Origin of the sequence: Rhodopseudomonas sp. WA056 (assembly GCF_010906995.1) — a bacterium.
Classification (GTDB): domain Bacteria; phylum Pseudomonadota; class Alphaproteobacteria; order Rhizobiales; family Xanthobacteraceae; genus Rhodopseudomonas; species Rhodopseudomonas palustris_G.
The window spans coordinates 1-23,063 of the sequence record NZ_QPFS01000020.1 but is presented as its reverse complement, the minus strand read 5'-3'; the positions used below and the strand labels follow the sequence as shown (position 1 = coordinate 23,063).

General features: G+C 67.4%; 25 protein-coding genes and 1 pseudogene. 9 read left to right on the top strand and 17 right to left on the bottom strand.

What is annotated here, in order from left to right:
* Nucleotides 1–7: 7 nt before the first annotated feature.
* From DU475_RS06555 to ftsE, 3 genes are all read right to left on the bottom strand, one after another.
* A complete protein-coding gene (locus tag DU475_RS06555) occupies nucleotides 8–733 on the bottom strand; it encodes a YdcF family protein (protein WP_013504543.1) in 726 nt (241 codons plus the stop codon).
* 154 nt (nucleotides 734–887) lie between these two features.
* Nucleotides 888–1,874: a cell division protein FtsX gene (locus DU475_RS06550; protein ID WP_013504544.1), complete on the bottom strand. Its 987-nt coding sequence runs from the start codon at nucleotides 1,872–1,874 to the stop codon at nucleotides 888–890.
* Nucleotides 1,867–2,526, bottom strand: a complete 660-nt coding sequence (gene ftsE / locus DU475_RS06545; RefSeq protein ID WP_013504545.1) for a cell division ATP-binding protein FtsE — start codon at nucleotides 2,524–2,526, stop codon at nucleotides 1,867–1,869. The genes DU475_RS06550 and ftsE overlap by 8 nt, the downstream gene beginning before the upstream one ends.
* 143 nt (nucleotides 2,527–2,669) lie before the next feature.
* Between ftsE and DU475_RS06540 the strand changes: the two genes are divergently transcribed.
* The gene (locus DU475_RS06540) at nucleotides 2,670–3,560 is read left to right on the top strand and encodes an MJ0042-type zinc finger domain-containing protein (RefSeq protein WP_013504546.1); all 891 of its coding nucleotides are present in this window, start codon (nucleotides 2,670–2,672) and stop codon (nucleotides 3,558–3,560) included.
* A gap of 60 nt (nucleotides 3,561–3,620) precedes the next feature.
* The gene (locus DU475_RS06535) at nucleotides 3,621–4,001 is read left to right on the top strand and encodes a response regulator (protein WP_142883677.1); all 381 of its coding nucleotides are present in this window, start codon (nucleotides 3,621–3,623) and stop codon (nucleotides 3,999–4,001) included.
* A 203-nt stretch (nucleotides 4,002–4,204) separates the two neighbouring features.
* Here the strand turns inward: DU475_RS06535 and DU475_RS06530 are convergent, their stop codons facing one another.
* Nucleotides 4,205–6,748: a TIGR02302 family protein gene (locus DU475_RS06530; RefSeq protein WP_164631370.1), complete on the bottom strand. Its 2,544-nt coding sequence runs from the start codon at nucleotides 6,746–6,748 to the stop codon at nucleotides 4,205–4,207.
* A gap of 159 nt (nucleotides 6,749–6,907) precedes the next feature.
* On the opposite strand from DU475_RS06530, the gene DU475_RS06525 reads away from it, so the two are divergent.
* Nucleotides 6,908–7,288: a carboxymuconolactone decarboxylase family protein gene (locus DU475_RS06525; RefSeq protein WP_013504549.1), complete on the top strand. Its 381-nt coding sequence runs from the start codon at nucleotides 6,908–6,910 to the stop codon at nucleotides 7,286–7,288.
* A gap of 245 nt (nucleotides 7,289–7,533) precedes the next feature.
* Here the strand turns inward: DU475_RS06525 and lysA are convergent, their stop codons facing one another.
* Genes lysA through argH form a run of 3 tightly spaced genes read right to left on the bottom strand, consistent with a single transcriptional unit; the run spans nucleotide 7,534 to nucleotide 10,543 of the window.
* Nucleotides 7,534–8,799: a diaminopimelate decarboxylase gene (gene lysA, locus DU475_RS06520; protein ID WP_013504550.1), complete on the bottom strand. Its 1,266-nt coding sequence runs from the start codon at nucleotides 8,797–8,799 to the stop codon at nucleotides 7,534–7,536.
* An 8-nt stretch (nucleotides 8,800–8,807) separates the two neighbouring features.
* A complete protein-coding gene (gene lptM / locus DU475_RS06515) occupies nucleotides 8,808–9,089 on the bottom strand; it encodes an LPS translocon maturation chaperone LptM (protein WP_013504551.1) in 282 nt (93 codons plus the stop codon).
* Between the two features lie 56 nt (nucleotides 9,090–9,145).
* Complete coding sequence (gene argH / locus DU475_RS06510; protein ID WP_164631368.1) at nucleotides 9,146–10,543, bottom strand: argininosuccinate lyase; 1,398 nt, start codon at nucleotides 10,541–10,543, stop codon at nucleotides 9,146–9,148.
* Nucleotides 10,544–10,638: 95 nt separating this feature from the next.
* Here argH and tlpA point away from each other — a divergent pair, with 95 nt between their 5' ends.
* Nucleotides 10,639–11,307, top strand: a complete 669-nt coding sequence (gene tlpA / locus DU475_RS06505; protein ID WP_013504553.1) for a thiol:disulfide interchange protein TlpA — start codon at nucleotides 10,639–10,641, stop codon at nucleotides 11,305–11,307.
* 105 nt (nucleotides 11,308–11,412) lie between these two features.
* Nucleotides 11,413–11,763 carry a DUF1428 domain-containing protein gene (locus tag DU475_RS06500; protein ID WP_047308952.1) on the top strand — a complete coding sequence of 117 codons (351 nt, stop codon included), beginning with the start codon at nucleotides 11,413–11,415 and terminating at the stop codon, nucleotides 11,761–11,763.
* Between the two features lie 14 nt (nucleotides 11,764–11,777).
* Here the strand turns inward: DU475_RS06500 and DU475_RS06495 are convergent, their stop codons facing one another.
* Both DU475_RS06495 and DU475_RS06490 read right to left on the bottom strand, forming a co-directional pair.
* Nucleotides 11,778–11,978: a hypothetical protein gene (locus DU475_RS06495; RefSeq protein ID WP_041807573.1), complete on the bottom strand. Its 201-nt coding sequence runs from the start codon at nucleotides 11,976–11,978 to the stop codon at nucleotides 11,778–11,780.
* A 116-nt stretch (nucleotides 11,979–12,094) separates the two neighbouring features.
* Nucleotides 12,095–12,895, bottom strand: a complete 801-nt coding sequence (locus DU475_RS06490) for an NAD(P)H-dependent oxidoreductase (RefSeq protein ID WP_047308953.1) — start codon at nucleotides 12,893–12,895, stop codon at nucleotides 12,095–12,097.
* A 92-nt stretch (nucleotides 12,896–12,987) separates the two neighbouring features.
* On the opposite strand from DU475_RS06490, the gene DU475_RS06485 reads away from it, so the two are divergent.
* Complete coding sequence (locus DU475_RS06485; protein ID WP_164631366.1) at nucleotides 12,988–13,902, top strand: LysR family transcriptional regulator; 915 nt, start codon at nucleotides 12,988–12,990, stop codon at nucleotides 13,900–13,902.
* Nucleotides 13,903–13,921: 19 nt separating this feature from the next.
* On the opposite strand, the gene DU475_RS06480 is transcribed toward DU475_RS06485, so the two are convergent.
* The 5 genes and pseudogenes from DU475_RS06480 to DU475_RS06460 all read right to left on the bottom strand — a co-directional run bounded on the left by DU475_RS06480 (nucleotide 13,922) and on the right by DU475_RS06460 (nucleotide 17,653).
* Complete coding sequence (locus tag DU475_RS06480) at nucleotides 13,922–14,803, bottom strand: 3-hydroxybutyryl-CoA dehydrogenase (RefSeq protein ID WP_013504558.1); 882 nt, start codon at nucleotides 14,801–14,803, stop codon at nucleotides 13,922–13,924.
* Nucleotides 14,804–14,966: 163 nt separating this feature from the next.
* Nucleotides 14,967–15,914, bottom strand: coding sequence for an electron transfer flavoprotein subunit alpha/FixB family protein (locus DU475_RS06475; RefSeq protein WP_164631364.1), 948 nt, complete (start codon nucleotides 15,912–15,914; stop codon nucleotides 14,967–14,969).
* Nucleotides 15,914–16,663, bottom strand: a complete 750-nt coding sequence (locus tag DU475_RS06470) for an electron transfer flavoprotein subunit beta/FixA family protein (RefSeq protein WP_164631362.1) — start codon at nucleotides 16,661–16,663, stop codon at nucleotides 15,914–15,916. The genes DU475_RS06475 and DU475_RS06470 overlap by 1 nt, the downstream gene beginning before the upstream one ends.
* 208 nt (nucleotides 16,664–16,871) lie before the next feature.
* On the bottom strand, nucleotides 16,872–17,444 hold the full coding sequence (locus tag DU475_RS06465) for a cob(I)yrinic acid a,c-diamide adenosyltransferase (protein WP_013504561.1): 573 nt from the start codon (nucleotides 17,442–17,444) through the stop codon (nucleotides 16,872–16,874).
* Between the two features lie 52 nt (nucleotides 17,445–17,496).
* Nucleotides 17,497–17,653: pseudogene (locus DU475_RS06460) on the bottom strand (twin transmembrane helix small protein).
* Between the two features lie 138 nt (nucleotides 17,654–17,791).
* On the opposite strand from DU475_RS06460, the gene DU475_RS06455 reads away from it, so the two are divergent.
* Nucleotides 17,792–18,685, top strand: coding sequence for a YihY/virulence factor BrkB family protein (locus tag DU475_RS06455; RefSeq protein WP_013504563.1), 894 nt, complete (start codon nucleotides 17,792–17,794; stop codon nucleotides 18,683–18,685).
* On the opposite strand, the gene DU475_RS06450 is transcribed toward DU475_RS06455, so the two are convergent.
* Nucleotides 18,612–19,829 (bottom strand): ATP-binding protein, encoded by a 1,218-nt coding sequence (locus DU475_RS06450; protein WP_047308956.1) that lies wholly within the window; start codon nucleotides 19,827–19,829, stop codon nucleotides 18,612–18,614. The genes DU475_RS06455 and DU475_RS06450 overlap by 74 nt on opposite strands.
* A 101-nt stretch (nucleotides 19,830–19,930) precedes the next feature.
* Entirely contained in the window at nucleotides 19,931–20,812 is an 882-nt protein-coding gene (gluQRS, locus tag DU475_RS06445; RefSeq protein WP_164631360.1) for a tRNA glutamyl-Q(34) synthetase GluQRS, read from the bottom strand.
* Nucleotides 20,813–20,882: 70 nt separating this feature from the next.
* On the opposite strand from gluQRS, the gene DU475_RS06440 reads away from it, so the two are divergent.
* The gene (locus DU475_RS06440; protein ID WP_013504566.1) at nucleotides 20,883–21,653 is read left to right on the top strand and encodes a DNA-3-methyladenine glycosylase family protein; all 771 of its coding nucleotides are present in this window, start codon (nucleotides 20,883–20,885) and stop codon (nucleotides 21,651–21,653) included.
* Nucleotides 21,654–21,736: 83 nt separating this feature from the next.
* Here the strand turns inward: DU475_RS06440 and nikR are convergent, their stop codons facing one another.
* Nucleotides 21,737–22,177: a nickel-responsive transcriptional regulator NikR gene (gene nikR / locus DU475_RS06435; RefSeq protein WP_013504567.1), complete on the bottom strand. Its 441-nt coding sequence runs from the start codon at nucleotides 22,175–22,177 to the stop codon at nucleotides 21,737–21,739.
* A gap of 187 nt (nucleotides 22,178–22,364) precedes the next feature.
* On the opposite strand from nikR, the gene DU475_RS06430 reads away from it, so the two are divergent.
* On the top strand, nucleotides 22,365–23,063 hold a 699-nt coding region (locus DU475_RS06430; RefSeq protein WP_205524252.1), incomplete at its 3' end, for a TonB-dependent receptor plug domain-containing protein.

Sequence of the window (23,063 nt, the reverse complement as noted above, 5' to 3'; positions counted from 1 at the left end):
GGTCCGATCAATTGACGAGGGCGGTCGCCGGTTTGCGGGCGCCGGTCGGGTCGGCCTGTTCGGCCGGTTCGGGCATCAGCTCGATGCCGAGCTTCGACAGGCGCACCCGCAGCTCGACCGCGAGATATTTGGCGTATTCGGATAGCAAGAGCCGCAGCGTTCCGCCACTGGTCCACCACGGCTCGTCGCGCCACTTGTCGCCGATCACCGCGAACGGAATCAATTCGACATCCGGCATGGCATCGGACATTTCGGCGATCGCCCGCGGCATGTGGTAATTCGACGTGACCACGATCAGCGAGCGGAAGCCGCGCTCCCGCACCCAGCGCCGGGTTTCGGCGGCGTTGCTGCGGGTGTCGACCGCCGAACGATCGAGGTCGACGCAGCAACTGAACCAGTCGCTGCTCTCCGGCACCGAGCGCGAGATGTCACGGGCTCCGTTGGTGCGGTGGACGCCGGAAATCAACAGCCGCCGGCCATAGCCCGCCGCCAGCAATTCGACCGCGTCCGACACCCGCGACGAGCCGCCGGTCAACACCACGATGCCCTCGGCATTGCGGCGGGGCTGCAGCTCGGCACTGTGGAGCTGCGCCAGAAACGCCACGAACCCGCCCGCCACAGCCACGAAGCCGAGCGCCAGCACCGCTACGATGGTGGCGCGCAGCCGTCCGCGGCGTCGGACCGGACGGTCCGGCGACGGGGAGATCGGGCTGCGATCGGAAGACGACTCCATAGGACTGCGATTGACCTCGATTGACGTGCCTTCCGCCGTCGGCAGCGGCGGCGGAAGACGCCCCGGACTCTAATGCGATTTCGGGCGAAAGGGAGTCCGCCGGATGGTCGAACGCCCTGCGCGGTGCGGAGGTAACGCTCCGGTCATGTGCGGCTCATTCGATCGAGTTCAGCGTGCTGAACAGGGTGCGGCGCGACGCCAGCGCGGTGATGCCAGCGATCAGCACCGCCATGCCGGCGAGCGCCAGATAGCCGGTCGGGCGCAGCGAAAAGGTGCCGAGCAGCGCCGCGAACTGGTCGCCGACCGGCGTGCCGGAAAACCACATCGCCACCGATTCCGAAAAGCCGAACACGAAGATCGCCGCGCCGCCGCCGATCAGGCCGCCCTGCAGGCCGAGCAGCAGGAAGTGCCGGAAGAAATGGTTGGCGATGTAGCGGTCGCTGGCGCCGACGAAATGCAGCACCTCGACGATCGGCCGGTTCGCCGCCATCGCGCCGCGGGTGGCGAACGACACCGAAATGATGGTGGCGACGATCACCAGGGCCAACACGCCGATGCCGGCCACCACGGTGGCGCCGGTCATCGACCGCATCCGTTCGATCCAGGCCCGATGGTCGTCGACCGTCGCGCTCGGCACGGCCTCGGTGACGCGGCGGCGCAGCTCGCCGAGGTCGAGCCCACGTCCGGGCGCGCTGCGCGCCACGATCACCCGCGGCACCGGCAGATCGTCGAGCGACAGCGCGGTGCCGAGCCACGGCTCCAGCAGCCGCGCCGATTCCTCCTTGGTGAAAGTCCGGACCTCGACGATGCCGGGCTGGCTGTTCACCACCTCGGCGACCCGGTCGGCATCGCGATCGAGGTCGCGGCCGCGGCCGGCGCGCACCTGCACGGTCAGCTCGCTGGACACCTCGGACTGCCACTCCGCCGCCGATGCGCTGACCAGCATCACCACGCCGGTGGTCATCGCTGCCAGAAACGTCATGATCGCCACCACGGCGACCAGCGCGCGACCGGAGATCGATGCCCGCGGCACGATCGGCGAGGCGTTGCGCGCCTTCGGCGGCACCTGCGGGCGTTCGTGCCCGAGGTCGACCATGACGTCGCGTTCGTCGGCTCTGCGCAACGGCCCCTGCCTATTCATAAACGTGCAGCCGTCCCTGGTGCAGCACCAGCCGGCGCGCTTCGTATTGATCCATCAGGTTGATGTCGTGGGTCGCGATCACCACCGCGGTCCCGGATTTGTTGAGTTCGATGAACAACCGAAGCAGCCGGCGTCCGAGCGTCGGATCGACATTGCCGGTCGGCTCGTCGGCGAGCAGCAAATGCGGCCGGCCGATCACCGCCCGGGCGATCGCTGCGCGCTGCTTCTCGCCGCCCGACAGCACCGGCGGCAGCGCGTCCATCCGGTCGCCGAGCCCGACCCACTTTAGTAGGTCGATCACCTCTTTGCGATAGCTCGACTCGTCGCGCCCGGTGACCCGGAACGGCAGCGCCACATTTTCATAGGTGGTCATGTGGTCGAGCAGGCGGAAGTCCTGCAGCACGATTCCGATGCGCTGCCGCAGCGCCGCGATCTCCTCTTTGCCGAGCAGCGAGACGTCGTTGCCGAACAGATTGACCAGGCCGCGGGTCGGCCGCAGCGACAGGAACAGCAGCCTGAGCAGCGAGGTTTTGCCTGCGCCGGACGGGCCGGTGAGAAACTGGAACGAATGCGCCGGAATTGCAAAATTGAGGTCGCGGAGGATCTCCGGACCGAGCCCGTAGCGCAGGCCGACATTTTCGAAGCGGACCACGTTCAGCTCCGATTTCGATCGGCGCGGGGAGAAAGGGCACGCCACGCCATCTGCCCGTGCCGCCGTTGTGAGGCGGCTATGGTTTCCGATTCGTTAACGGACGGACGGTACGATCGGACGAACCTTCTAGTCAGCGATTCGCCATGCATATCGTCTGCCCGCATTGTACGACATCCTATGCGATCGATCCGGCCAAACTGGGAGATTCCGGCCGGACGGTGCGCTGTTCCCGCTGCAAGGAAGTCTGGCTCGCCCGGCCCGAAGACGTGCAGAGCGACGTCCGCGTCGCGGCGATGACGGTCGAGGAACAGCCGGCCGGTAGCGATCTCGCCAACGATCCAGGCTGGGGCGTCACCGAGGACGAACAGGACACGCCGGTCGTCGAGAGCCCGCCGATCACCGCCGACCTGCCGGGACAAGGCGACCACGATCCGTTCGCACGCGCGCTCGCGGCCGAACCCGAGCCCGGAGAAGATGTCGAACTGCCGCCACGGCGCAAGCGCAAGACTTCGTTCGGTGCCCGGCGGCGGCGGCCGAGCTTCAAGGAACGGCTGGCGGCGCTGCGCCAGGATCCGATCAAGACCGTCAAGTCGCTGCTGACCGCCCAAATGGCCGTCGCGGTGTTCGGCTCGGTGGCACTCGGCCTGCTGATCTGGCGTGCCGAGATCGTCCGGCTGATGCCGCAGACCGCCGCGTTCTACCGGACGATCGGATTTGACGTGAACCTGCGGGGGCTGGCGATCCGGAACGTCAAGCTCATGCGCGAGACCGTCGATGCGAAGCCGGTCCTGGTGATCGAGGGCGTCGTGGTCGGTGAAGTCAACCGAGCCGTGGACTTGCCGCGGCTGCGGTTTTCGCTACGCGACGGCAGCGGCACCGAGATCTACGCCTGGAACGCCGTGCTGGAACAGCAGGTGCTGCGGCTCGGGGAAGCCGCCTGGTTCCGGACGCGACTGGCCTCGCCTCCGGCGGAGGCGCGCGCGATCGACGTGCGCTTCTTCAACCGGCGCGACATTGCCGCCGGTGGTGCCTGAAGCCATGATGATTGCGGCCGGACGCGGCCCGGCGCCAGCCGCGACGAGGGAAGTGAGACGATGGCGCGCATCCTGATCGCCGACGACGAAGAATCGATGCGCCTTCTGGTGGCGCGCGCCATCGGCCTGGACGGCCACGAGACCGTCACGGCCGAAGACGGCAGCGAAGCGTTGGAGATCCTCACCAGCCAGAACGGCAAGTTCGACCTGCTACTGACCGACATCAAGATGCCGATCATGGACGGCATTGCGCTGGCGCTGGCGGTCGCGCGCGACTTCCCCGAGCTGACGATCCTGTTGATGACCGGCTTCGCCGATCAGCGCGAACGCGCTTTCGGCCTCGACGCCATCGTCCACGACGTCGTCACCAAGCCGTTCTCGGTCGCCGACATCCGCACCGCCGTCGCGGACGCGCTGTCGGCGAAGAAGAGTAGTAGTTGACCCCCTTCGCGACGGAAGATCGACGCCTGCCCCAAGACGCTGCGCGCCCCCTCTCCCGCCTGCGGGAGAGGGCTGGGGTGAGGGCGACACGGGTAGTGAGTTAGCTCCTCGCTGATAGGAGTGCCCTCACCCGCCGCGCTACGCGCGTCGACCTCTCCCGCAGGCGGGCGAGGTTGCGCTGTGCTCGGCGTTAGCTAATCGCCTCAATAGTCCTTCAGCAGCCGCTCGATGTAGTCGAGTTCGAGCTGCGGCCGGGCCGAATCGCCGAGGCGGCGGCGAAGTTCCTCGAGGATCCGGCGGACGCGCTGGACATCGATTTCGCCGGGGATCTTCACGGTGAGATCGTCGCCGAGATCGCGGCCGCGCAACGGGCGGCCGAGCGGATCGGTCTGGTTGGCGCCGCTCTGCTGACGGCCGGGACGGTTGCCCTGGCCATCGCCTTCGCCATCGCCCTGCTGCATCGCCTCGGCGAGTTTCTGCGCGCCCTGGCGCAGCGCCTCCAGCGCACGGCCCTGCGAATCCACCGCGCCGTCGGCATTGCCCTCGCCGAGACGGCCTTCGGCATCGCCCATCGCCGAATCGGCCCGATCGAGGCCGCCCTCGCCCTGCTGGCCTTGCTGGCCCTGCTGCCCGTTTTCGCCGCGCGGGCTCTGGCCGAGGCCGCGCTTGGCGAGTTCTTGCTGGAGCTTGCGCAGCCGGTCGTGCAGGCTCTGCTGATCCTGCTGCAGATCGCCGAGATTCGGCTCGCCGTCGTCGCCGCGCATCCGGTCGCGGCGCTGATCCTGGCCCTGCTTGAAGGTCTTGTCGCGGAGCTGCTGCTGCTTGCGGATCATGTCGCCTAGCTCGTTGAGCGCCTGCTCCATGTCGTTGTCGCCGCCGCCCTGGCCGGGCTGCGCCATCTGCAGGTTCTCGAGCATCTGCGCGAGCTGATCGAGCAGTTGCTTGGCGGCATCCTTGTCGCCGGAGCGCGACAGCCGCTCCATCCGCTGGATCATCGCCTCGAGATCCTGCTGGCGCATCACCTTGGTGTTCGGATCGAGCGGGCGGGCGAGCTGCTGCGGATTGTTGCGAAGCTGCTGGGCGAGCTGGCGCATATAGGCGTCGAGCGCCGCGCGCAGCTTGTCGGTGAGCTGCTTGATCTCGTCGTCGGACGCGCCGCGCTCCAGCGCATCCTTCAGCGCGTCCTGCGCGGCGCGCAGCGCCTTCTCGGCGTCGGACGCGTCGCCGTCTTCGATCGATACCGCGAGCGACCACAGATTGCCGACCACCTCGCGCAGCGCCTCGTCGGTGCGGGCGCGTTCGAGCTGATCGGCGACGGTGTACAGACCGAGATACTGCCCGGCGTCGGGCGCGAACACTTCGGGGGCGATCAGCAGCGCGTCGAGTGCGGTGTGGACCTGCTTGTTGGCGCCGGCATCGAGCGCCAGAATGCGGCGCTGCTCGATCAGGGCCCGCGCCAGCGGCTTGGTGAACAGCCGTTCCGGCAGCCGCATCGCGAACGGCTCGCTGCGGCCCTCGTTGCCGGCCTCGTCTTTGGCGGTCAGCGTCAGCGTCACCTCGGCGCCCGCATAAGGATCCTCGCTGAAGTCCTTGACGGTCTGGCCGACGCCGGCACGGGTACGGGCATTCGGCAGCACCAGCTTGACCTGCGGCGGCTCGAACAACGGTCGCGGCGCCTCCGCGGCGGCGGCGCCGGGCTTGGCGGCGGGAACCGCGGCGAACTGCGCTTCGGCCTCGGTCACCCCGTAATCGTCTTCGAGCTTGTAGGACAGTTGCAGCGAGCCGCGCGCCTGACGCTGCGGCTCCTTGGCGAGGGCGATGCCCGGTGGCCGGTCCGGCGTCGCGGTGAAGCTCCACGGCGCCCCGCTGGACGGCGCCCGCACCCGCGCGGTGCCGTCGGCGGTGATGCGGAAATGCCGTTCGCTGGTGCCGCTCGGGGCTTCGCTGTCCGGCTTGATCTCGACCAGACCGCCGCCGACCGTGACGTCGAGCTCGCCGCCGCTGGAGCGCACCAGCAGGGTCGAGCCGACCGGCACAGGCAGCGCACCGCTGCCCGGGGTGCCGAGATCCCGGTTGTTGGCGGCGGTGAGAATGATCGGCGGCTTGTTGGTGTAGAGCGGCGGCGTCACCCAGGCATCGACCCGGACATTGGAGGGCGCCATCGCGCCGTTCCAGTCGAACGCCGCCATCACCCGCGGGGTGCGCTCCTCGCCGGCGGCGATGAAGGTCGCGACCAACAGGATCGCCACCAGCGCCCGCAACGCCCAGGGATCGTGGATCGGCAGCCGCGGCGACGGCAGTCCGGGCTTCAGCCCGCGGATCGTCGCCAGGGTGCGCTCGCGCTGCGCCTGCCACAACGCCCGGGCGACCGGATCGCTGGAAGCCAGGGTGTCGCCGAGCGCCGTGGCGGGGCGGTGCTTCTGGCCGGTATTGCGGTCGAGCCGCGCCAGCGCATCGTCGCGGCTCGGCCAACGGAACCGGACGGCTGGGATCAGCGCGGCGAGCGCCAGCGCGGCGAACGCCATCAGGCCGACGATCCGCCCCGAAAACGGCAGCGCCAGCCAAAGCCCCGCCCAGGACAGCGCCAGGAACAGCCCGACGACACTGATAACGCGGGCCAGATGCGGCCACGCCCGTTCCCAGCCGATCGCCAGCGCCGCGCGCCGGATCGCCTTGTCCAGGTGCAGCCGCGCGACCGCCTCTTCATCGAGCGGGGCCTGCGACGGATCGGGAATGCTGCGGCTCAACCGTCTCTCCGGGTTGCTGCTCACAGCAGCGTAGCACAGCGGCGGCAATGAGGCACCGCCCTGGCGTGGCGCGGCGCGCATCACGCTGCGACACGAACGCGTGACGGCGATGGCCACTGCCCGTAGTGTTCCGGCGAACTTCCCAGCAGAGGACGCGCAATGGACAAGACGACGCACGACAAGGGCCTGGAGATCCGCAAGGCGGTACTGGGCGAGGCCTATGTCGAGAACGCGCTGAACAACGCCGACGACTTCAACAAGCCGTTCCAGGAACTCGTCACCGAATATTGCTGGGGCGCGATCTGGGGGCGCGACGGGCTGCCGAAGAAGACCCGCAGCATGCTGAACCTGGCTATGATCGCGATCCTCAACCGCCCGCACGAGCTGCGCGCCCACATCAAAGGCGCGATCACCAACGGCGTAACCAAGGACGAGATCCGCGAGATCTTCATGCAGGTCGCCTGCTACGCCGGAATTCCGGCGGGCGTCGACAGCTTCCGGATCGCCCGCGAAGTATTCGCAGAGATCGACAAGGGTTGAGCCGGATAATTGGTACTCGCCAACCGGCGCGGCGGCGCGGATCGCCGCGTTAAGGTTGAGTGGTTAGGTTAAAAAACAGTTCAAATTGCTCGAATTCACCGGATCGCTACGGTCGACCCGTCGCGCGCGTCGGTCGGTGAAGCCGCATGTTCACCGCCGCGGATTTCAAGCGCGATCGGGACCGCCAGGATATTTTTGTACGCCGCGTCTGGCGGTCCCACCCCTCTCTCCGGCGAGAGGCCAACTCACAGCCAAGGTGCCGGCTGGTCCATCGCGATCAGTTGCTCAACCGTGAAGCGCGGACGCACCACCGCGACCTGATCGTCCTTCACCAGCACTTCCGGCACCAGCGGACGGGTGTTGTAAGTACACGCCTGCACCGCGCCATAGGCGCCCGAGGTCATGATGGCGATCAGATCGCCGGCCTTCAGCTCCGGCAGCTTGCGGTCGAGCGCAAGGTAATCGCCGGTCTCGCACACCGGGCCGACGACATCCGCCACCATGCTGGCTGCGCCGGGCGCCGGCTGCTGCACGGCGACGATCTCGTGATACGCCTCGTACAATGTGGGGCGGATCAGGTCGTTCATCGCCGCATCGATGATCACGAAGGTCTTGCCGTCGCCGTGCTTCACGTAGATCACGCGTGCGACCAGGATGCCGGCGTTGCCGACGATCATCCGCCCCGGCTCGAACAGCAGCGCGCAGCCGAGATTGTGGGTGACGCGCTTGACCATCTCCGCATAGGCGAACGGCTCCGGCGGCGCGTCGCGGTCCTCGTAGTAAGGGATGCCGAGCCCGCCGCCGAAATCGACGTGGCTGACGGTGTGGCCGTCGCCGCGCAGCACGTGAACGAATTCGGCGACCTTGCGGAACGCCGCTTCCATCGGCGCCAGATCGATGATCTGGCTGCCGATATGGACATCGACGCCGGTGACCTGGATGCCCGGCAGCCTGGCGGCGCGGGCGTAGACTTCGCGGGCGTGGCGGATCGGGATGCCGAACTTGTTCTCGGACTTGCCGGTCGAGATCTTGGCGTGGGTGCCGGAGTCGACGTCCGGATTGACCCGCAGCGAAATCCGCGCGGTGCGGCCGGTCTCGACCGCGAGCCGCGACAGCAGTTCGAGCTCGGGTTCGGATTCGACGTTGAGGCACTTGATGTCGTGGGCGAGCGCGGCGCGCAGCTCGGCCTCGGTCTTGCCGACGCCGGAGAACACGATCTTGCCCGGCGGAATCCCGGCAGCCAGCGCGCGCTGCAATTCGCCGCCCGACACCACATCGGCGCCGGCGCCGAGCCTCGCCAGCGTGCGCAGCACCGACTGATTGGAATTGGCCTTCATGGCGTAGCACACCAGCGCATCGAGGCCGGCGAAGGCCTCGGTGAACACCCGGTAGTGTCGCTCCAGCGTGGCGGTGGAGTAGCAATAGAACGGCGTGCCGACGTCCTTGGCGATCGACGCAAGGCTGACGCCTTCGGCGTGCAGCACGCCGTCGCGATAGTCGAAATGACGCATCTTGGCGCTTAGTCCAGCAGCGGATCGAGAATGGTGCTTCGCTTCCGCCCCTTGGCGGCGGACGGCGGCGCGTTGGTGCCGTAGGACGAGTCGAACACGTCGCCCTTGGCCTCCGGCGTGCTCGCCGGCGCCGCCGACGGGGTGTCGGCCGCGCCCGGCGGCAGATCGAGGCCGCCTTTACGGCCGCAGCCCGACAATGCCAGCGTCGCCGCCACAATCACCAGAAGCGCCCATCGCGATGGGCTGGTCACGCGATTCACGTCGAATATCCCCAATTGGCGCGGCACCATACCGAGATTGCGCCGCGCTGGCGAGCCCCCGAAAAACCGCCGGACGACGGGCCGCCTCAGCGAGATTTACGGCCCTTGGCGAGCCGCTTGAGCCAGGCGTTGGCCTGGCTGCGGACGTTCTTCGGCGCGGTGCCGCCGTAGGAGGTGCGGCTCTTGACCGAGGATTCGACGCTGAGCACCGCCAGCACGTCCTTGGTGATGCGCTTTTCGATCCCCTGCATCTCGGCGAGCGGCAGTTCGTGCAGCGCCACCCCCTTCTTGGCGGCGAGGCCGACGATCCGGCCGGTGACGTGGTGCGCCTCGCGGAACGGCATCTTCAGCGTCCGCACCAGCCAGTCGGCCAGATCGGTGGCGGTGGCATAGCCCTCGCCCGCGGCCGCCTTCATCCGCTCCGGTTCCGGCTCGAGGTCGCGAACCATGCCGGTGATCGCGCGGATCGCCAGCGACAGCGCCGCGAAGCCTTCCATCGCGCCCAGTTTGTCTTCCTGCATGTCCTTCTGATAGGCGAGCGGCAGGCCCTTCATCACGATCAACAGGCCGTTCAGCGCGCCGATCACCCGGCCGGTCTTGGCGCGGACCAGCTCGGCAGCGTCCGGATTGCGCTTCTGCGGCATGATCGACGAGCCGGTGGTGAACTTGTCCGACAGCCGGATCAGGCCGACCAGCGGCGAGGTCCAGATCACGATCTCTTCGGCGAAGCGCGACAGATGCACGGCGCAGATCGACGCCGCCGACAACGTCTCCAGCACGAAGTCGCGGTCCGACACCGCATCGAGCGAATTGGCCATCGGCCGGTCGAAGCCGAGCCTGGCGGCGGTGGCGTGGCGGTCGATCGGGAACGAGGTGCCGGCCAGCGCGGCGGCGCCGAGCGGGCTTTCGTTGAGCCGCTTGCGGGCATCCTGGAACCGGCCGCGGTCGCGCGCCACCATCTCGACATAGGCCATCAGATGATGACCGAAGGTCACCGGCTGCGCGGTCTGCAGATGGGTGAAGCCGGGCATCACCGTATCGGCCTGCTCGAGCGCCCGCTCCGCCAGCGCCTGCTGCAGCGCCGCCAGCGCCGCATCGGTCTCGTCCAGCACATCGCGGACGTACAGCCGGAAATCGGTCGCGACCTGGTCGTTGCGCGAGCGCGCGGTGTGCAAGCGCCCGGCGGCCGGGCCGATCAGCTCGGCGAGCCGGCTCTCGACATTCATATGAATGTCCTCGAGCGCACGCTTGAAGGTGAATTTGCCGGCACCGATCTCTGACAAGATCGTGTCTAGACCCTTGCCGATATTTTTCGCATCGTTCGCGGTGATGATGCCCTGCGCGGCCAGCATGGCCGCATGCGCCTTGGACGCAGCGATGTCCTGGGCGTAGAGATGGCGGTCGACGTCGATCGAGACGTTGATCTCTTCCATGATCGCGTCGGGGCGATCGGTGAACCGGCCGCCCCACATTTTGTTGCTCATCTGTCGCCGCTCACGATCATGCTCGCGTCTCAATCACATTTCATCACCAGCAGCCGCCCGCGAACCTGCGCGGCCTGCCGATCCCAGATTGTTCGATGACCGAATCCCAGCCGAATTCCGCCCCGCCGCGCCGTGCCGGCCGCCTGACCATCCTGCTGGCCACGATTGCCGTGCTCGTCGTCGCTGGCGCCGCCGGGATATACGGGATTGGCGGGCTGCAGCGCAATGCGGGCGGCGATCCGGTGTGCCGGCCGGCGGTGGCACTGGCGCAGCAGCTCAAGCCGCTGGTGCGCGGCGAGGTGGCGGCGGTGACGATGGCGTCGTCGCCGCTGCGACTGCCGGACCTCGCCTTCACCGACAGCGCCGGCGAGCCCAAGAGACTGTCGGATTTCCGCGGCCGGACCGTGCTGGTGAACCTGTGGGCGACCTGGTGCGTGCCGTGCCGCAAGGAGATGCCGGCGCTCGACAATCTGCAGGCGCAGCTCGGCAGCGACCGGTTCGAGGTGGTGGCGATCAACATCGACACCCGCGATCCCGCCAAGCCGAAGAAATTTCTCGACGAGGAGAAGCTGACCCGGCTGAGCTATTTCGCCGACGCCACCGCCAAGGTGTTTCAGGATCTCAAATCGGTCGGGCGCGCGCTCGGCATGCCGACCTCGGTGCTGGTCGACGGCAACGGCTGCGAGATCGGCACCATTGCCGGTCCGGCCGAATGGGACAGCGCCGACGCACTGGCGCTGGTGAAGGGCGCGCTGCCCAAATAGCCGCCGCGACAAATGGACCCGTCGCCGGATGTCGGCGCGCGAACCGCTCGACCGTCCTCCGGAAAGCCGCATGATGTGCCGGCCGATCAACGGGGGAGACGACGGATGTCCTATGTCGATGGATTCGTGGTGCCGGTGCCCAAGGCCAGGCTCGCCGACTACCTCAAGCTGGCGCGCAAGGCCGACAAGGTGTTTCGCGAGCACGGCGCCGTCGATTATCGCGAGTGGGTCGCCGACGACGTCGCGCCCGGGAAGCGGACCTCGTTTCCGCGCAGCGTGAAGCTGAAGCCCGACGAGGTCGTGGTGTTCGCCTACATCGTCTACAAATCGCGCAAGCAGCGCGACAAGGTGATGGCGAAGGCGATGCAGGACCCGCGACTGAACGGCATGGACCCCAAGACGATGCCGTTCGACACCAAGCGGATGTTCTACGGCGGGTTCAAGAAGCTGGTGTAGCGGCGGGCCGGCGATCAGGCGCTGATGTTGAGATTGCCGCCGACGCCGGGGCCGACATTGGCGAGCGACGGCGAGCCGCCCTGTCCGGTGCCGAGCAGCGTCTGCACCGTGTCGCGCTCCATGCGCGAAGCCGACGCCTGAATCGTCGTCGCGATCTGCATCTGCGTGCTGCTGGCCTGCATGGCGAGCGCCGCGCTGATCATGCTCATGTCCATCGCCGCAGTCTGGCAGCAAACCGTTAACAATCCGGAGCAAGGCGGGGCGCATTCGATGAAATAGCATCGATCGCAACGCCGCCTGTGAGAGCCGCCGTCGAGACAGACGGCGGCGTTTAAACCCTGGAGCCCGCAGCGTCGCTGAGATGGACCGCAAAGCCGGTTCCGTTCGGATCGCCGAGTTCCGGCCGCAGCTCCATCGCCGGGATCAGGTAGTCGCCGCCGTTTTGGCGCCGATACGGGATCGGCGGCGTCTCGGCGAGCGTTCGCATCCGAGCCCGGAGCCGCTCGGCCTCCGCTTCGAACCCGGCCGAATCGAGCCGGCCGGCCTGATAGAGCACATAAGGCGGCAGCACCTCGCAGCCCGGATAGAACAGAATGCCGTGATGGATCGGAAACAGCAGGTCGTCGATCGGCCCGTTGATGCCACGGGGGCCGTAGTGCTGCTCCCAGCCGCCGGTGGTCACGATCAGCATCGCGCGCTTGCCGGCCAGACGGCCCTCGCCGTAGCGATCGCCCCAGCGCTTGTCGCTGTGCTCGCCGACCCCATAGGCGAAGCCGCAGGCGAACACCCGCTCGACCCAGCCTTTCAGGATCGCCGGCATGGTGAACCACCACAGCGGGAATTGCAGGATCACGGCGTCGGCCCAGAGCAGCTTGTCGATCTCGTCGCGGACATCCTGGGTCAGCTCTCCTGCGTCGAACGCCACCTTGGATGCGACCGAAGGCAGCAGCCGCTCGGCGGGCGCGAGACCCGGGAAATCGGCGCGGTCGACCGCAGACTTCCAGCCCTGGGCGTAGAGGTCGGAGACCTGGACCTCGTGGCCGAGGCGTCGCAGTTCCGCGACCGCGACGTCGCGCAGCGCCCCGTTCAGCGAGCGCGGCTCGGGATGGGCGAATACCAGAAGGACTTTCACGGTCGGGCTCCCTGAAATGGATCAGAGTCTTCTGCTATCCCTGCCCCGATTATTCCGGTAGACATCGATCTTCGATATGATTGTTCTGTAGAATGGATAGATCAGCAGTCACGATCGAACGCATCCGGACCTTCGTGCGTATCGCCGAGCGAGGCAGCCTGTCGGCGGTTGCGCGCGATCTCAATGTCGGCCAGTCCACCGTCACCCGCCAGTTGCAGGAGCTCGAGACCGCGATCGGCGCGCCGCTGCTGAGCCGCACCACCCGCCGGGTGACCCTGACCGCGGAAGGCAGCCGCTACTACGCGCGCTGCGTGCAGATCCTGCGGCTGCTCGACCAGGCCGGTGACGAAGCGCTGGGCGCCTCCGGGGCTCCCGCCGGCACCATCCGAATCTCCTGCACCGCCTCGTTCGGCGTGCTGCACGCCAGCCGGCTGATGTTCGCGTTTCAGGATCGCTATCCGGAGATCGGAATCGACTTCGGCCTCACTGATCAGCGGATCGATCTGGTGCGCGAGGGCGTGGACCTGGCGCTGCGGCTGGCTCCACTGACCGACAGTTCACTGAAGCTGCGACCGCTCGGCCACAGCCAGCGCCTGCTGGTGGCCTCGCCGGACTATCTATCCGTGCACGGCAGGCCGGCGGTCCCGCAGGATCTGGCGAGCCATCAGGGTATCCGCATGGTCAATGTGGCGGGCAGCGACATGCTGATGCTCCAGGGACCGGATCAGCAAACCCACCGCGTCCCGTTCGGCGGCCGGCTCAGGGTCGATCATGGGCTGGCAGCACGCGAGGCGATGATCGCCGGCCGCGGCATCGCCGCAGCCCATCGCTGGCTGGTCGACGATCTGCTGGCCGCCGGCAGGCTCGAAATCATTCTGCCGGAGTACCGGCTGTCGCCGGTGCCGCTCAATCTGTTGATCGTGCCGGAGCGCGCCGGGATCGCGCGCGTGCGGCTGCTGATCGATTTTTTGGCGGAGCAGATCCGGACCGTGCCGGGGATCGAATGAGAACGGTCGAGCGATCAAATCAGCGGGTCGGGACCGGCTTGTCGCCGCGGTAGTCGTAGAAACCGCGCTGGGTCTTGCGGCCGAGCCAGCCGGCTTCGACATATTTCACCAGCAGCGGGCACGGCCGGTACTTGGAGTCGGCGAGGCCTTCGTGCAGCACCTGCATGATCGACAGACAGGTGTCGAGGCCGATGAAATCGGCCAGCTCCAGCGGGCCCATCGGATGATGCGCGCCGAGCTTCATCGCCATGTCGATGGCCTCGACGTTGCCGACGCCTTCGTACAGCGTGTAGATCGCCTCGTTGATCATCGGCAACAGGATGCGGTTGACGATGAACGCCGGGAAATCCTCGGACACCGCGATCTGCTTGCCGAGCTTGGTGACGAACGCCTTGGCGGTCTCGAAGGTGGCGTCGTCGGTGGCGATGCCGCGGATCAGCTCGACCAGCTCCATCACCGGCACCGGATTCATGAAATGAATGCCGATGAAGCGTTCCGGCCGGTCGGTCGAGGCGGCCAGACGGGTGATCGAGATCGACGAGGTATTGGAGGCGATGATCGCCTCCGGCTTCAAGGAAGCGCACAGCTCGTTGAAGATCTTGCGCTTGGTCTCTTCCTTTTCGACCGCGGTCTCGATCACGAGGTCGCAGTCGGACAGTCCGTCCAGCTTCTCGGTCGCGGTGATCCGCGCCAGCGCAGCCTTGCGGGCGTCCTCAGTGATGATCTTCTTGGCGATCTGCCGCGAGAGATTGCCGTTGATGGTGGCCATCGCCGACTTCAGCCGGTCGGCGGAGAGATCGTTCAGGACCACGTCGATCCCGCCGAGAGCGATCACATGGGCGATGCCGTTGCCCATCTGCCCCGCGCCGATTACGCCGACTTTCTTGATTGCTGCCGCCATCTCTCATCTCGTTCGGAGCACAGCCGCGTCGCGCGGCCGGTGCATCTTCGCACATTCCCGCGCCGCTGTCCGTGTCCGGCGCCCGGACAGTTAGCCGGTGAACGCTTAAGGCTTCTGCAACGAACCCGGCCCTCGGGCCGGGTTCGTCCGCCCGCGAAGGCGTTTACTTGCCGAGCTTGCCCAGCTCTTCGGTCAACTCCGGCACCGCCTGGTAGAGGTCGGCGACCAGACCGTAATCCGCAACCTGGAAGATCGGCGCGTCTTCGTCCTTGTTGATCGCGACGATCACCTTGGAGTCCTTCATGCCGGCAAGATGCTGGATCGCGCCGGAAATGCCGATCGCGACGTACAGCTCCGGGGCCACAACCTTGCCGGTCTGGCCGACCTGCCAGTCGTTCGGGGCGTAGCCGGCATCGACCGCGGCGCGCGAGGCGCCGACACCGGCGCCGAGCTTGTCGGCAAGCGGCTCGATGTACTTGGTGAAGTTCTCGCGGCTCTGCATCGCACGGCCGCCCGACACGATGATCTTGGCGGAGGCTAGTTCGGGACGGTCGCTCTTGGCGACTTCCTCGCCGACGAAGCTCGACAGGCCGGGATCGGCCGCCGCAGCGACGGTCTCGATCGCAGCGCTGCCGCCCTCGCCCGGGGCCGCCTGGAAGGTCGAGGTCCGGACGGTGATGACCTTCTTGGCGTCCTTGGACTTCACGGTCTGGATCGCGTTGCCGGCATAGATCGGACGCTCGAAGGTGTCGGGCGCCACCACCTTGATGATCTCCGACACCTGCATCACGTCGAGCAGCGCGGCGACGCGCGGCATCACGTTCTTGAACCGCGAGGTGGCCGGAGCGACGATCGCGTCGTAGCTGCCGGCGAGCGAGACGATCAGCGCGGCCAGCGGCTCGGCGAGATCGTGCTCATAGGCCGGCGCTTCGGCGAGCAGCACCTTGGCGGCGCCCTGCAGCTTGGCGGCGGCATCGGCCGCGGCCTTGCAGCCCTGGCCGGCGACGAGCACGTGCACCTCGCCGCCGAGCGCGGCGGCGGCGGTCATCGCCTTGTTGGTCGCGTCCTTGAGCTGAGAGTTGTCGTGTTCGGCAATCAGCAGCGTGGCCATCAGATAACACCCGCTTCGTTCTTGAGTTTGGAGACCAGTTCGGCGACGTCCTTGACCTTGACGCCGGCCTTGCGGCCGCCCGGCTCGACGGTCTTCAGAACTTCGAGGCGCGGCGAAACGTCGACGCCGTAGTCGGCCGCGGTCTTCTCCGCGATCGGCTTCTTCTTGGCCTTCATGATGTTCGGCAGGCTGGCGTAGCGCGGCTCGTTGAGCCGCAGATCGGTGGTGACGATCGCCGGGCCCTTGAGCTTGACGGTCTGCGAACCGCCGTCGACTTCACGCGCAACGGTGAAGTCGGAGCCGTCGACCTCGAGCTTGGAGGCGAAGGTCGCCTGCGCCCAGCCGAGCAGCGCGGCCAGCATCTGGCCGGTCTGGTTGCTGTCGTCGTCGATCGCCTGTTTGCCGAGAATGATCAGTCCCGGCTTCTCCTCGTCGGCGATGCCCTTGAGGATCTTGGCGACCGCCAGCGGCTCGACCACGCCGTCGGCCTTGACCAGAATGCCGCGGTCGGCGCCCATGGCAAGGCCGGTGCGCAGGGTTTCCGACGCCTGCGCCGGTCCGATCGAGACCACGACGACTTCGGTCGCCTTGCCGGCCTCCTTGAGGCGCAGCGCTTCTTCGACGGCGATCTCGTCGAACGGATTCATCGACATCTTGACGTTGGCGAGTTCAACGCCCGACCCGTCGCTCTTGACGCGGATCTTGACGTTGTAGTCGACCACGCGCTTGACCGGCACCAGAACCTTCATCGATCCTCTTTCGTGTTGCGGTGGGTAATCTTTAGTTGTGGCGGCGGAACCTAAAGCCCCTGCTAACCGGGGTCAACGCGGCAAAGCCAAAAACCGCCCGGTTCCCGGGAGCATTTCCAGTTCTGATCAGATCAGAACCGGAGCTGCGGCTGTTTGTTTCTGACCCGTATTCTCGACGCGAACCGGCTTTCAGTTGGCTCGAAAAGCCCTAGCGGTTCTGGCCGGGCACCCAAAGCACGTCGCCTTGCCCGCCGTCGTTTACCGTGCGGGCGGCGACAAACAGGAAGTCGGACAGACGGTTGACGTACTGGACGGCCGCCGGAGTGACCTTCTCGTGCGGGCGGGCGGCGAGTTCCACCATCGCGCGTTCCGCACGGCGGCATATTGTCCGCGCCACATGCAGGTAAGCGGCTGCTGGCTTGCCGCCAGGCAGCACGAACGAGGTCAGCGGCGCGAGGCGGTCGTTGAGCTGATCGATCTCGCGCTCGAGGCGCTCGACCTGGCTCGACAGCACCCGCAGCCGCTCGGCCTTACCGTCGCGCTCCGGCACCGCGAGATCGGCGCCGAGGTCGAACAGATCATTCTGAATCCGGCCGATCATGGCGTCGAGATCCGGCAGCTCGGACAGATGCAGCCGCACCACGCCGAGCGCCGCGTTGGTTTCGTCGATACTGCCGTAAGCCGCGATCCGCAGATCTGATTTCGGCCGCCGCTCGCCGGTGCCGAGGGCGGTGGTGCCGTCGTCACCGCTGCGGGTGTAGATTCGATTGAGAACGACCATCGCGCGGGATTCCTGCGGCGGAAAGATCAGGTGAAATCGGGCTTTTTGGCAGCTAACGACCCAGCGCCCAGATCGCAAGCATGGTGATGACGATGGCGACGAATTGCAGCAACACCCGCCAGCGCATCAGGGAGCAGCCCGGGCATCAGCACAACAGCGACGGCGCAGAGCGCGACCGGCAGGGCGATTGAACTGAGGAAGGTTGCCATCTAGGTTTCATAGCACCGCTGCTGATCCCGCGCTATCCCCGTGGCGGCGCCCGGCGCAACGAACCCGGGTGGAGCCGGTTAGTAGCGGATGCTATGGTTCCACCGTGCCGTCGGCAGCAACTCGTGACAAGGTGACCCGTGAGGCAGATCCGCACCGCCTATGCGGTCGCAGTCGACGCGTTCTATACGTTCCTGGCGGACGATGGATGGGCGATCGCCAGCCATATCGCGCTGTCGACGCTGATGGCGCTGTTTCCGTTCCTGATCGTGCTGACGTCGCTGGCCGGTTTCATCGGCTCGCGCGAGCTGGCCGACCAGGCCGCCGAGTTGCTGCTCGACGTCTGGCCGGCCCAGGTCGCCAGCACGTTGTCGGGTGAAATCCACGACGTGCTGACCACCACCCGGGGCGGCGTGCTGACGATCGGCCTGCTGCTGGCCCTGTATTTCGCCTCCAACGGCGTCGAGAGTCTGCGGGTCGGCCTCAACCGCGCTTACGCGGTGGTCGAGCCGCGGCCGTGGTACCTGCTGCGGCTGGAGTCGATCGGCTACACCCTGGTGGCGGCGTTTACCGCGCTGGCGATGGGGTTCCTGATCGTGCTCGGACCGCTGATCCTGGCCACGGCCCGACACTACGTGCCGGTGCTGGTCCAGAACAACGAGCCGCTGCTGACGATCGCCCGCTACGGCATCGCCATCACGGCGTTGACCGTGGCGCTGTTCCTGCTGCACGCCTATCTGCCGGCGGGGCGGCGTTCGTTCAAGCAGATCCTGCCCGGCATCGTCTTCACCATCGCGGCCTCGCTGATTTCGGGCGTCGCGTTCGGCATGTATCTGGCGCGCTTCGCAAACAACTACGTGACGATGTATGCGGGGCTGGGCTCGGTGATCATCGCCCTGGTGTTTCTGTACTTCATCGCCGCGATCTTCGTTTACGGCGGCGAACTCAACGCCGCGATCATCAAGTCGCGGCTGCCCGAGGGGACGACGCTGCAAGAAGCGCAGTTGCGAGCGCCCGGGGCGAAACCGGCTTGAGCAGGAAGGCGTCGGCTCCCGCTTTGCGCGCCGCCGGCTCATCCTGATCGCGTCCCGACACGCCGATAACCGGGATCTTGCCGAGCGGCCGCGGCAGCGCCCGAATCCGCCGGATCGCCTCGACCCCGCTGATCCCGGGCAGCACCATGTCCATCAGCACCGCGTCGAACTCGGCCTTGGCCAGCCGCTCCGCAACCGCCTCGCCGCTGCCGACGAAATCGCACTGATGGCCGAGTTCGGTGAGGATGGCGTTGAGCACCACACGCCCGAACGGATTGTCCTCGACGCTGAGGATCCGCAGCCGCCCGCCGCCGGTGGCGCGCACCGCGCCGTCCGACGTCGCCATCTGCGGCGGCTTGGCCCGCTCCAGCGTCACCGTCAGGGTGAACACCGTGCCGCCGCGCGGCCGCTGCGCTACCGTGACGTCCCCGCCCAGCGCCCGGGCGATCTGACGCACCGACGACAATCCGAGCCCGGCGCCGCCGAACCGCGACGCGATGCTGACATTGGCCTGGGAGAACGGCCGGAACAGCCGCTTGATCTCGGCGAGCGACAGACCGATGCCGCTGTCGGACACCGCAAACGACACCTGCGCCTTGCCGCGGCCTGCGGCCGCGGCGGCGACCTTCAGCGAAACGTCGCCGCGTTCGGTGAATTTCACAGCGTTGTCGATCAGGTTCTCCAGCGCGGCGCGCAGCCGCACCGCATCGCCGATCGCAAACCCCGGCAGCCGCGGCGAGATCGTCACCGTGGCCTGCAGCCCCTTGGCGGCGGCCCGGCCGGACAGCGAGTCTCCGGCATGGCGGGCCAGCGCCCGCAGATCGAAGAATTCCGAGCGCAGCCCGAGCCCGGTGGTGCCGAGCCGCGCAGCGTCGACGAACAGGGTGGCGAGGCCGGACAGGTGCTCGGCGCCGGCCTTGATGGTGTCGACCCAGCGCCGCTCGCGCTCGCCGAGGTCGGAGGTCGCCAGCAATTCGCTGACAGCCAGGATACCGGTGAGCGGGGTGCGAACCTCGTGCGCGAAGGTCGCCAGCACGGTCTCGATCATGCCCGGCGTGGCCGGCTTCTTGCGACGGACGCGTTTCGGCAGCGTCCGCTTGACCTGCGTCCGCCCGCTGCGCAACGCGCGCGATTTCACCGCCATGTGTCCCCCGAGCCGTCCGGTCCACATTGCCACGCCCGAGGCGACCGAGTCACGCCGGGAAGCCCCGCGGCCGTAGCAAAAACCCCTGCATCAAGCAGCGCTCAGAGCGCGGAGCCAAGCCCCACCATCGTTCGGATGTCGACCGGCGACACCCCCGCGGCCCGCAGCTCGCGCAGGCCGGTCGAGCCGGTCGATTTCGACAGCTTGCGGCCCTCCGCGTCCCGCAGGAGCGCATGGTGCCGATACACCGGCGCCGGCAGGCCGAGCAGGTGCTGCAGCAGCCTATGCACCGAGGTCGACCAGAACAGGTCGGCGCCGCGCACCACCTCGGTGATGCCTTGCAGCGCATCGTCGATCACCACCGACAGGTGATAGCTGGTCGGGGTTTCCTTGCGCGCGATGATCACGTCGCCCCACGCCTCCGGGCGCGCCGCGATGGAGCCGGTCTCACCGTCCGGGCCGCTGCCGAGTTCCTGCCAGCTCAGCTCGCCGGCCAGCGCAATCGCCGCCGTCATGTCGAGCCGCAGCGCATACGGCACGCCGGCGGCGATCAGGTCGGCGCGTTTCGTCGCGGAAAGCTGCTTGCCGAGCCCCGGATACAGCGGCGCCCCGTCGGGATCGCGTGGCCAAGGCGCCGCGGTTTCCTTCACGGCGACCAGCCGGGCGATTTCGGCGCGGCTTTCGAACGCCGGATAGATCAGCCCCAGCGCGGACAGCCGCTCGACCGCGCCGTGGTAGAGCGCGAGATGGTCCGACTGCCGCCGCACCTCGCCGTCCCAGGCGAGGCCGAGCCAGGACAGATCTTCGTAGATCGCCTGTTCGAACGCCGGCCGGCATCGGGTGCGATCGATGTCCTCGATGCGCAGCAGCAGCTTGCCGCCGCTCGCCCGCGCCAGATCGGCGTTCAGCAGCGCCGAATAGGCGTGGCCGAGATGCAGATAGCCGTTGGGGCTCGGGGCAAATCGGAAAACGGGTGGCGGCATTGAACCCCTGACGTCATTGCCGCACTTGATCCGGCAATCCATCGGATGAGAGACTCTCTTACGATAGCGGATGGATGCGCGGGTCAAGCCCGCGCATGACGCCGGAAAGCCGAACCACCCGATGACCATTCATCTCGACAGCCAGGCCGACCTCGAGGACGCCATCACCGCGCTGGTGAAACAGGATCCGCGGCTGAAGCCGGTGCTTGAGGTGGCCGGGATGCCGGCGCTGCGCCGGCGCGAGCCGGGCTTTGCCGGACTCGCCGCGATCGTCTGCGGCCAGCAGCTCTCGACCGCGTCGGCCGCGGCGATCTGGGGCCGGGTCTCGGCGGCATTCGAGCCGTTCGAGCACGGCGCGATTAAGCGGGCACGGGCCGACCGGCTGGCCCGGCTCGGGCTGTCGACCGCGAAGATCAAGACGCTGAAGGCGCTCGCCAAGGAGCTCGCCGCCGAACGGCTCAACCTCGACGTGCTGGCCGAAGAGGAAGCAGACGCCGCCCACGCCACGCTGACGGCGCTGCACGGCATCGGGCCGTGGACCGCCGACATCTATCTGTTGTTCTGCCTCGGCCACGGCGATGCCTGGCCGGCCGGCGACCTCGCGGTGCAGGAGGCGATGCGGATCGGCCTCGGCCTGAAAGCGCGCCCGACCGTGAAACAGATGGCGCCGCTCGCCGAACCCTGGCGCCCGCTGCGCGGCGCGGCCGCGCATCTGTGGTGGGCCTACTACCACGCGGTGAAGCGGCGCGAGGGCGTGATCGGCGACGACAAGGCGGCGAAAGTCGTGACGAAGAAAGCCGCGGCAAAGACGCCTCGCGTTCGGAAGTCACCCTCGCGCTGAAGGTTTCCGTCATTGCGAGCCGAAGGCGAAGCAATGACGTTGAACGCCTTCCTGTCGTAGCGAGCTTTCGGCCCGCTTTCAGATCACGAGTCGTGCTCGTGAGGATGCTCTCGATCCTCTGCCGGCGGCTCCGCCGGGATCGTCACCAACCTTCCATAGCGGACGCCGCGTTCGGCGAAGATGTGGTCGGCGAAGTGTTGCAGCTCGCTGGCGTTGCCGTCGAGGATCGTCACTTCAAGACATTGATCGTGGTCGAGATGCACGTGCATCGTGGCCCGCGACAGATCGTGATGATGGTGGAAACTCTGCGTCAGCTTGCGCGGCAGGTCGCGCTTGGCGTGATCGTAGGTGTAGACCATCGCGCCGACGCAATGCCCGCTGGTGGTCTCCGCCGCGGTCTGCTGGATGCCGATCCGCGCCAGATCGCGGATCGCCTCGGAGCGGTTCTGGTAGCCGCGCGCCGCGATGATCGCGTCGAGCTTCTCCATCAGATCGTCGTCGAGCGTGATGGTGACGCGGTGCATCGAAAGCCCTCTTGCTGGTTACCGGGTTGTCAGTATGAAGTTTGATTGACTTCATCATACTCACCGGGCACGCTGCGATGGTTGGCGCTCTGCCGGGACCGCCTGCGATAACAGATTCAGGGTGGACGCGTCTTGCAGCGATGCAGGACACGAGGGGGTGTGCGTGACGAGTGTCCGGCGAGAGGTGATGCGCGGCTGTGCGGCCGGCTGCATCGTGTTGAATTTTGTTGCGGTCATCGGGACGGCGCGGGCCGAGCAGGCGCTGCCGCAGGTCACGATCGATGCCCCGGCGCAGGCAAAGCCGAAGCCGCATCACAGCCGCGAGGCGAGCTCCCGTCAGGGCCGGGCAGTCCCGGCGCCGGCACCTGACGCCTCCTCGCCCTCAACTGCACCGAGCGCGAGCCCGTCCGCGGCCGCGATGAGCGCGCCGCAGAACCAGACCGCGAGCAGCCGCGTCATCACCGGCGCCGAGATCAACGCACTGCCGTTCATGCGGCCCGGCGAGGCGCTGGAAGCCGCACCCGGGCTGGTGGTCACCCAGCATTCCGGCGAAGGCAAGGCCAATCAGTATTTCCTGCGCGGCTTCAACCTCGACCACGGCACGGATCTGGCCATCACCATCGACGGCATGCCGGTGAACATGCCGACCCACGGCCACGGCCAGGGCTACGCCGACGTCAACTTCCTGATTCCCGAGCTGATCAGCACCATGACGGTGCGCAAGGGGCCGTATTTCGCCGACGTCGGCGACTTCGGCTCGGCCGGCGCGCTCGGCATCGAGTACTTGCGGGCGATGCCCCAGAACCTCGCTCAGGTAACCGTCGGCAGCTTCGGCTATCGGCGGCTGCTCGGCCCCGGCCCCACCCGCGTCGGCGTCGGCACCTGG

Bases quoted from the DNA above. Each gene is read 5' to 3' on its own strand.
- DU475_RS06555 (WP_013504543.1), bottom strand. From the start codon at position 733: ATGGAGTCGTCTTCCGATCGCAGCCCGATCTCCCCGTCGCCGGACCGT.
- DU475_RS06550 (WP_013504544.1), bottom strand. From the start codon at position 1,874: ATGAATAGGCAGGGGCCGTTGCGCAGAGCCGACGAACGCGACGTCATG.
- DU475_RS06540 (WP_013504546.1), top strand. From the start codon at position 2,670: ATGCATATCGTCTGCCCGCATTGTACGACATCCTATGCGATCGATCCG.
- DU475_RS06535 (WP_142883677.1), top strand. From the start codon at position 3,621: ATGGCGCGCATCCTGATCGCCGACGACGAAGAATCGATGCGCCTTCTG.
- DU475_RS06525 (WP_013504549.1), top strand. From the start codon at position 6,908: ATGGACAAGACGACGCACGACAAGGGCCTGGAGATCCGCAAGGCGGTA.
- lysA (WP_013504550.1), bottom strand. From the start codon at position 8,799: ATGCGTCATTTCGACTATCGCGACGGCGTGCTGCACGCCGAAGGCGTC.
- lptM (WP_013504551.1), bottom strand. From the start codon at position 9,089: ATGGTGCCGCGCCAATTGGGGATATTCGACGTGAATCGCGTGACCAGC.
- argH (WP_164631368.1), bottom strand. From the start codon at position 10,543: ATGAGCAACAAAATGTGGGGCGGCCGGTTCACCGATCGCCCCGACGCG.
- tlpA (WP_013504553.1), top strand. From the start codon at position 10,639: ATGACCGAATCCCAGCCGAATTCCGCCCCGCCGCGCCGTGCCGGCCGC.
- DU475_RS06500 (WP_047308952.1), top strand. From the start codon at position 11,413: ATGTCCTATGTCGATGGATTCGTGGTGCCGGTGCCCAAGGCCAGGCTC.
- DU475_RS06495 (WP_041807573.1), bottom strand. From the start codon at position 11,978: ATGGACATGAGCATGATCAGCGCGGCGCTCGCCATGCAGGCCAGCAGC.
- DU475_RS06485 (WP_164631366.1), top strand. From the start codon at position 12,988: ATGGATAGATCAGCAGTCACGATCGAACGCATCCGGACCTTCGTGCGT.
- DU475_RS06480 (WP_013504558.1), bottom strand. From the start codon at position 14,803: ATGGCGGCAGCAATCAAGAAAGTCGGCGTAATCGGCGCGGGGCAGATG.
- DU475_RS06475 (WP_164631364.1), bottom strand. From the start codon at position 15,914: ATGGCCACGCTGCTGATTGCCGAACACGACAACTCTCAGCTCAAGGAC.
- DU475_RS06470 (WP_164631362.1), bottom strand. From the start codon at position 16,663: ATGAAGGTTCTGGTGCCGGTCAAGCGCGTGGTCGACTACAACGTCAAG.
- DU475_RS06465 (WP_013504561.1), bottom strand. From the start codon at position 17,444: ATGGTCGTTCTCAATCGAATCTACACCCGCAGCGGTGACGACGGCACC.
- DU475_RS06450 (WP_047308956.1), bottom strand. From the start codon at position 19,829: ATGGCGGTGAAATCGCGCGCGTTGCGCAGCGGGCGGACGCAGGTCAAG.
- gluQRS (WP_164631360.1), bottom strand. From the start codon at position 20,812: ATGCCGCCACCCGTTTTCCGATTTGCCCCGAGCCCCAACGGCTATCTG.
- DU475_RS06440 (WP_013504566.1), top strand. From the start codon at position 20,883: ATGGATGCGCGGGTCAAGCCCGCGCATGACGCCGGAAAGCCGAACCAC.
- nikR (WP_013504567.1), bottom strand. From the start codon at position 22,177: ATGCACCGCGTCACCATCACGCTCGACGACGATCTGATGGAGAAGCTC.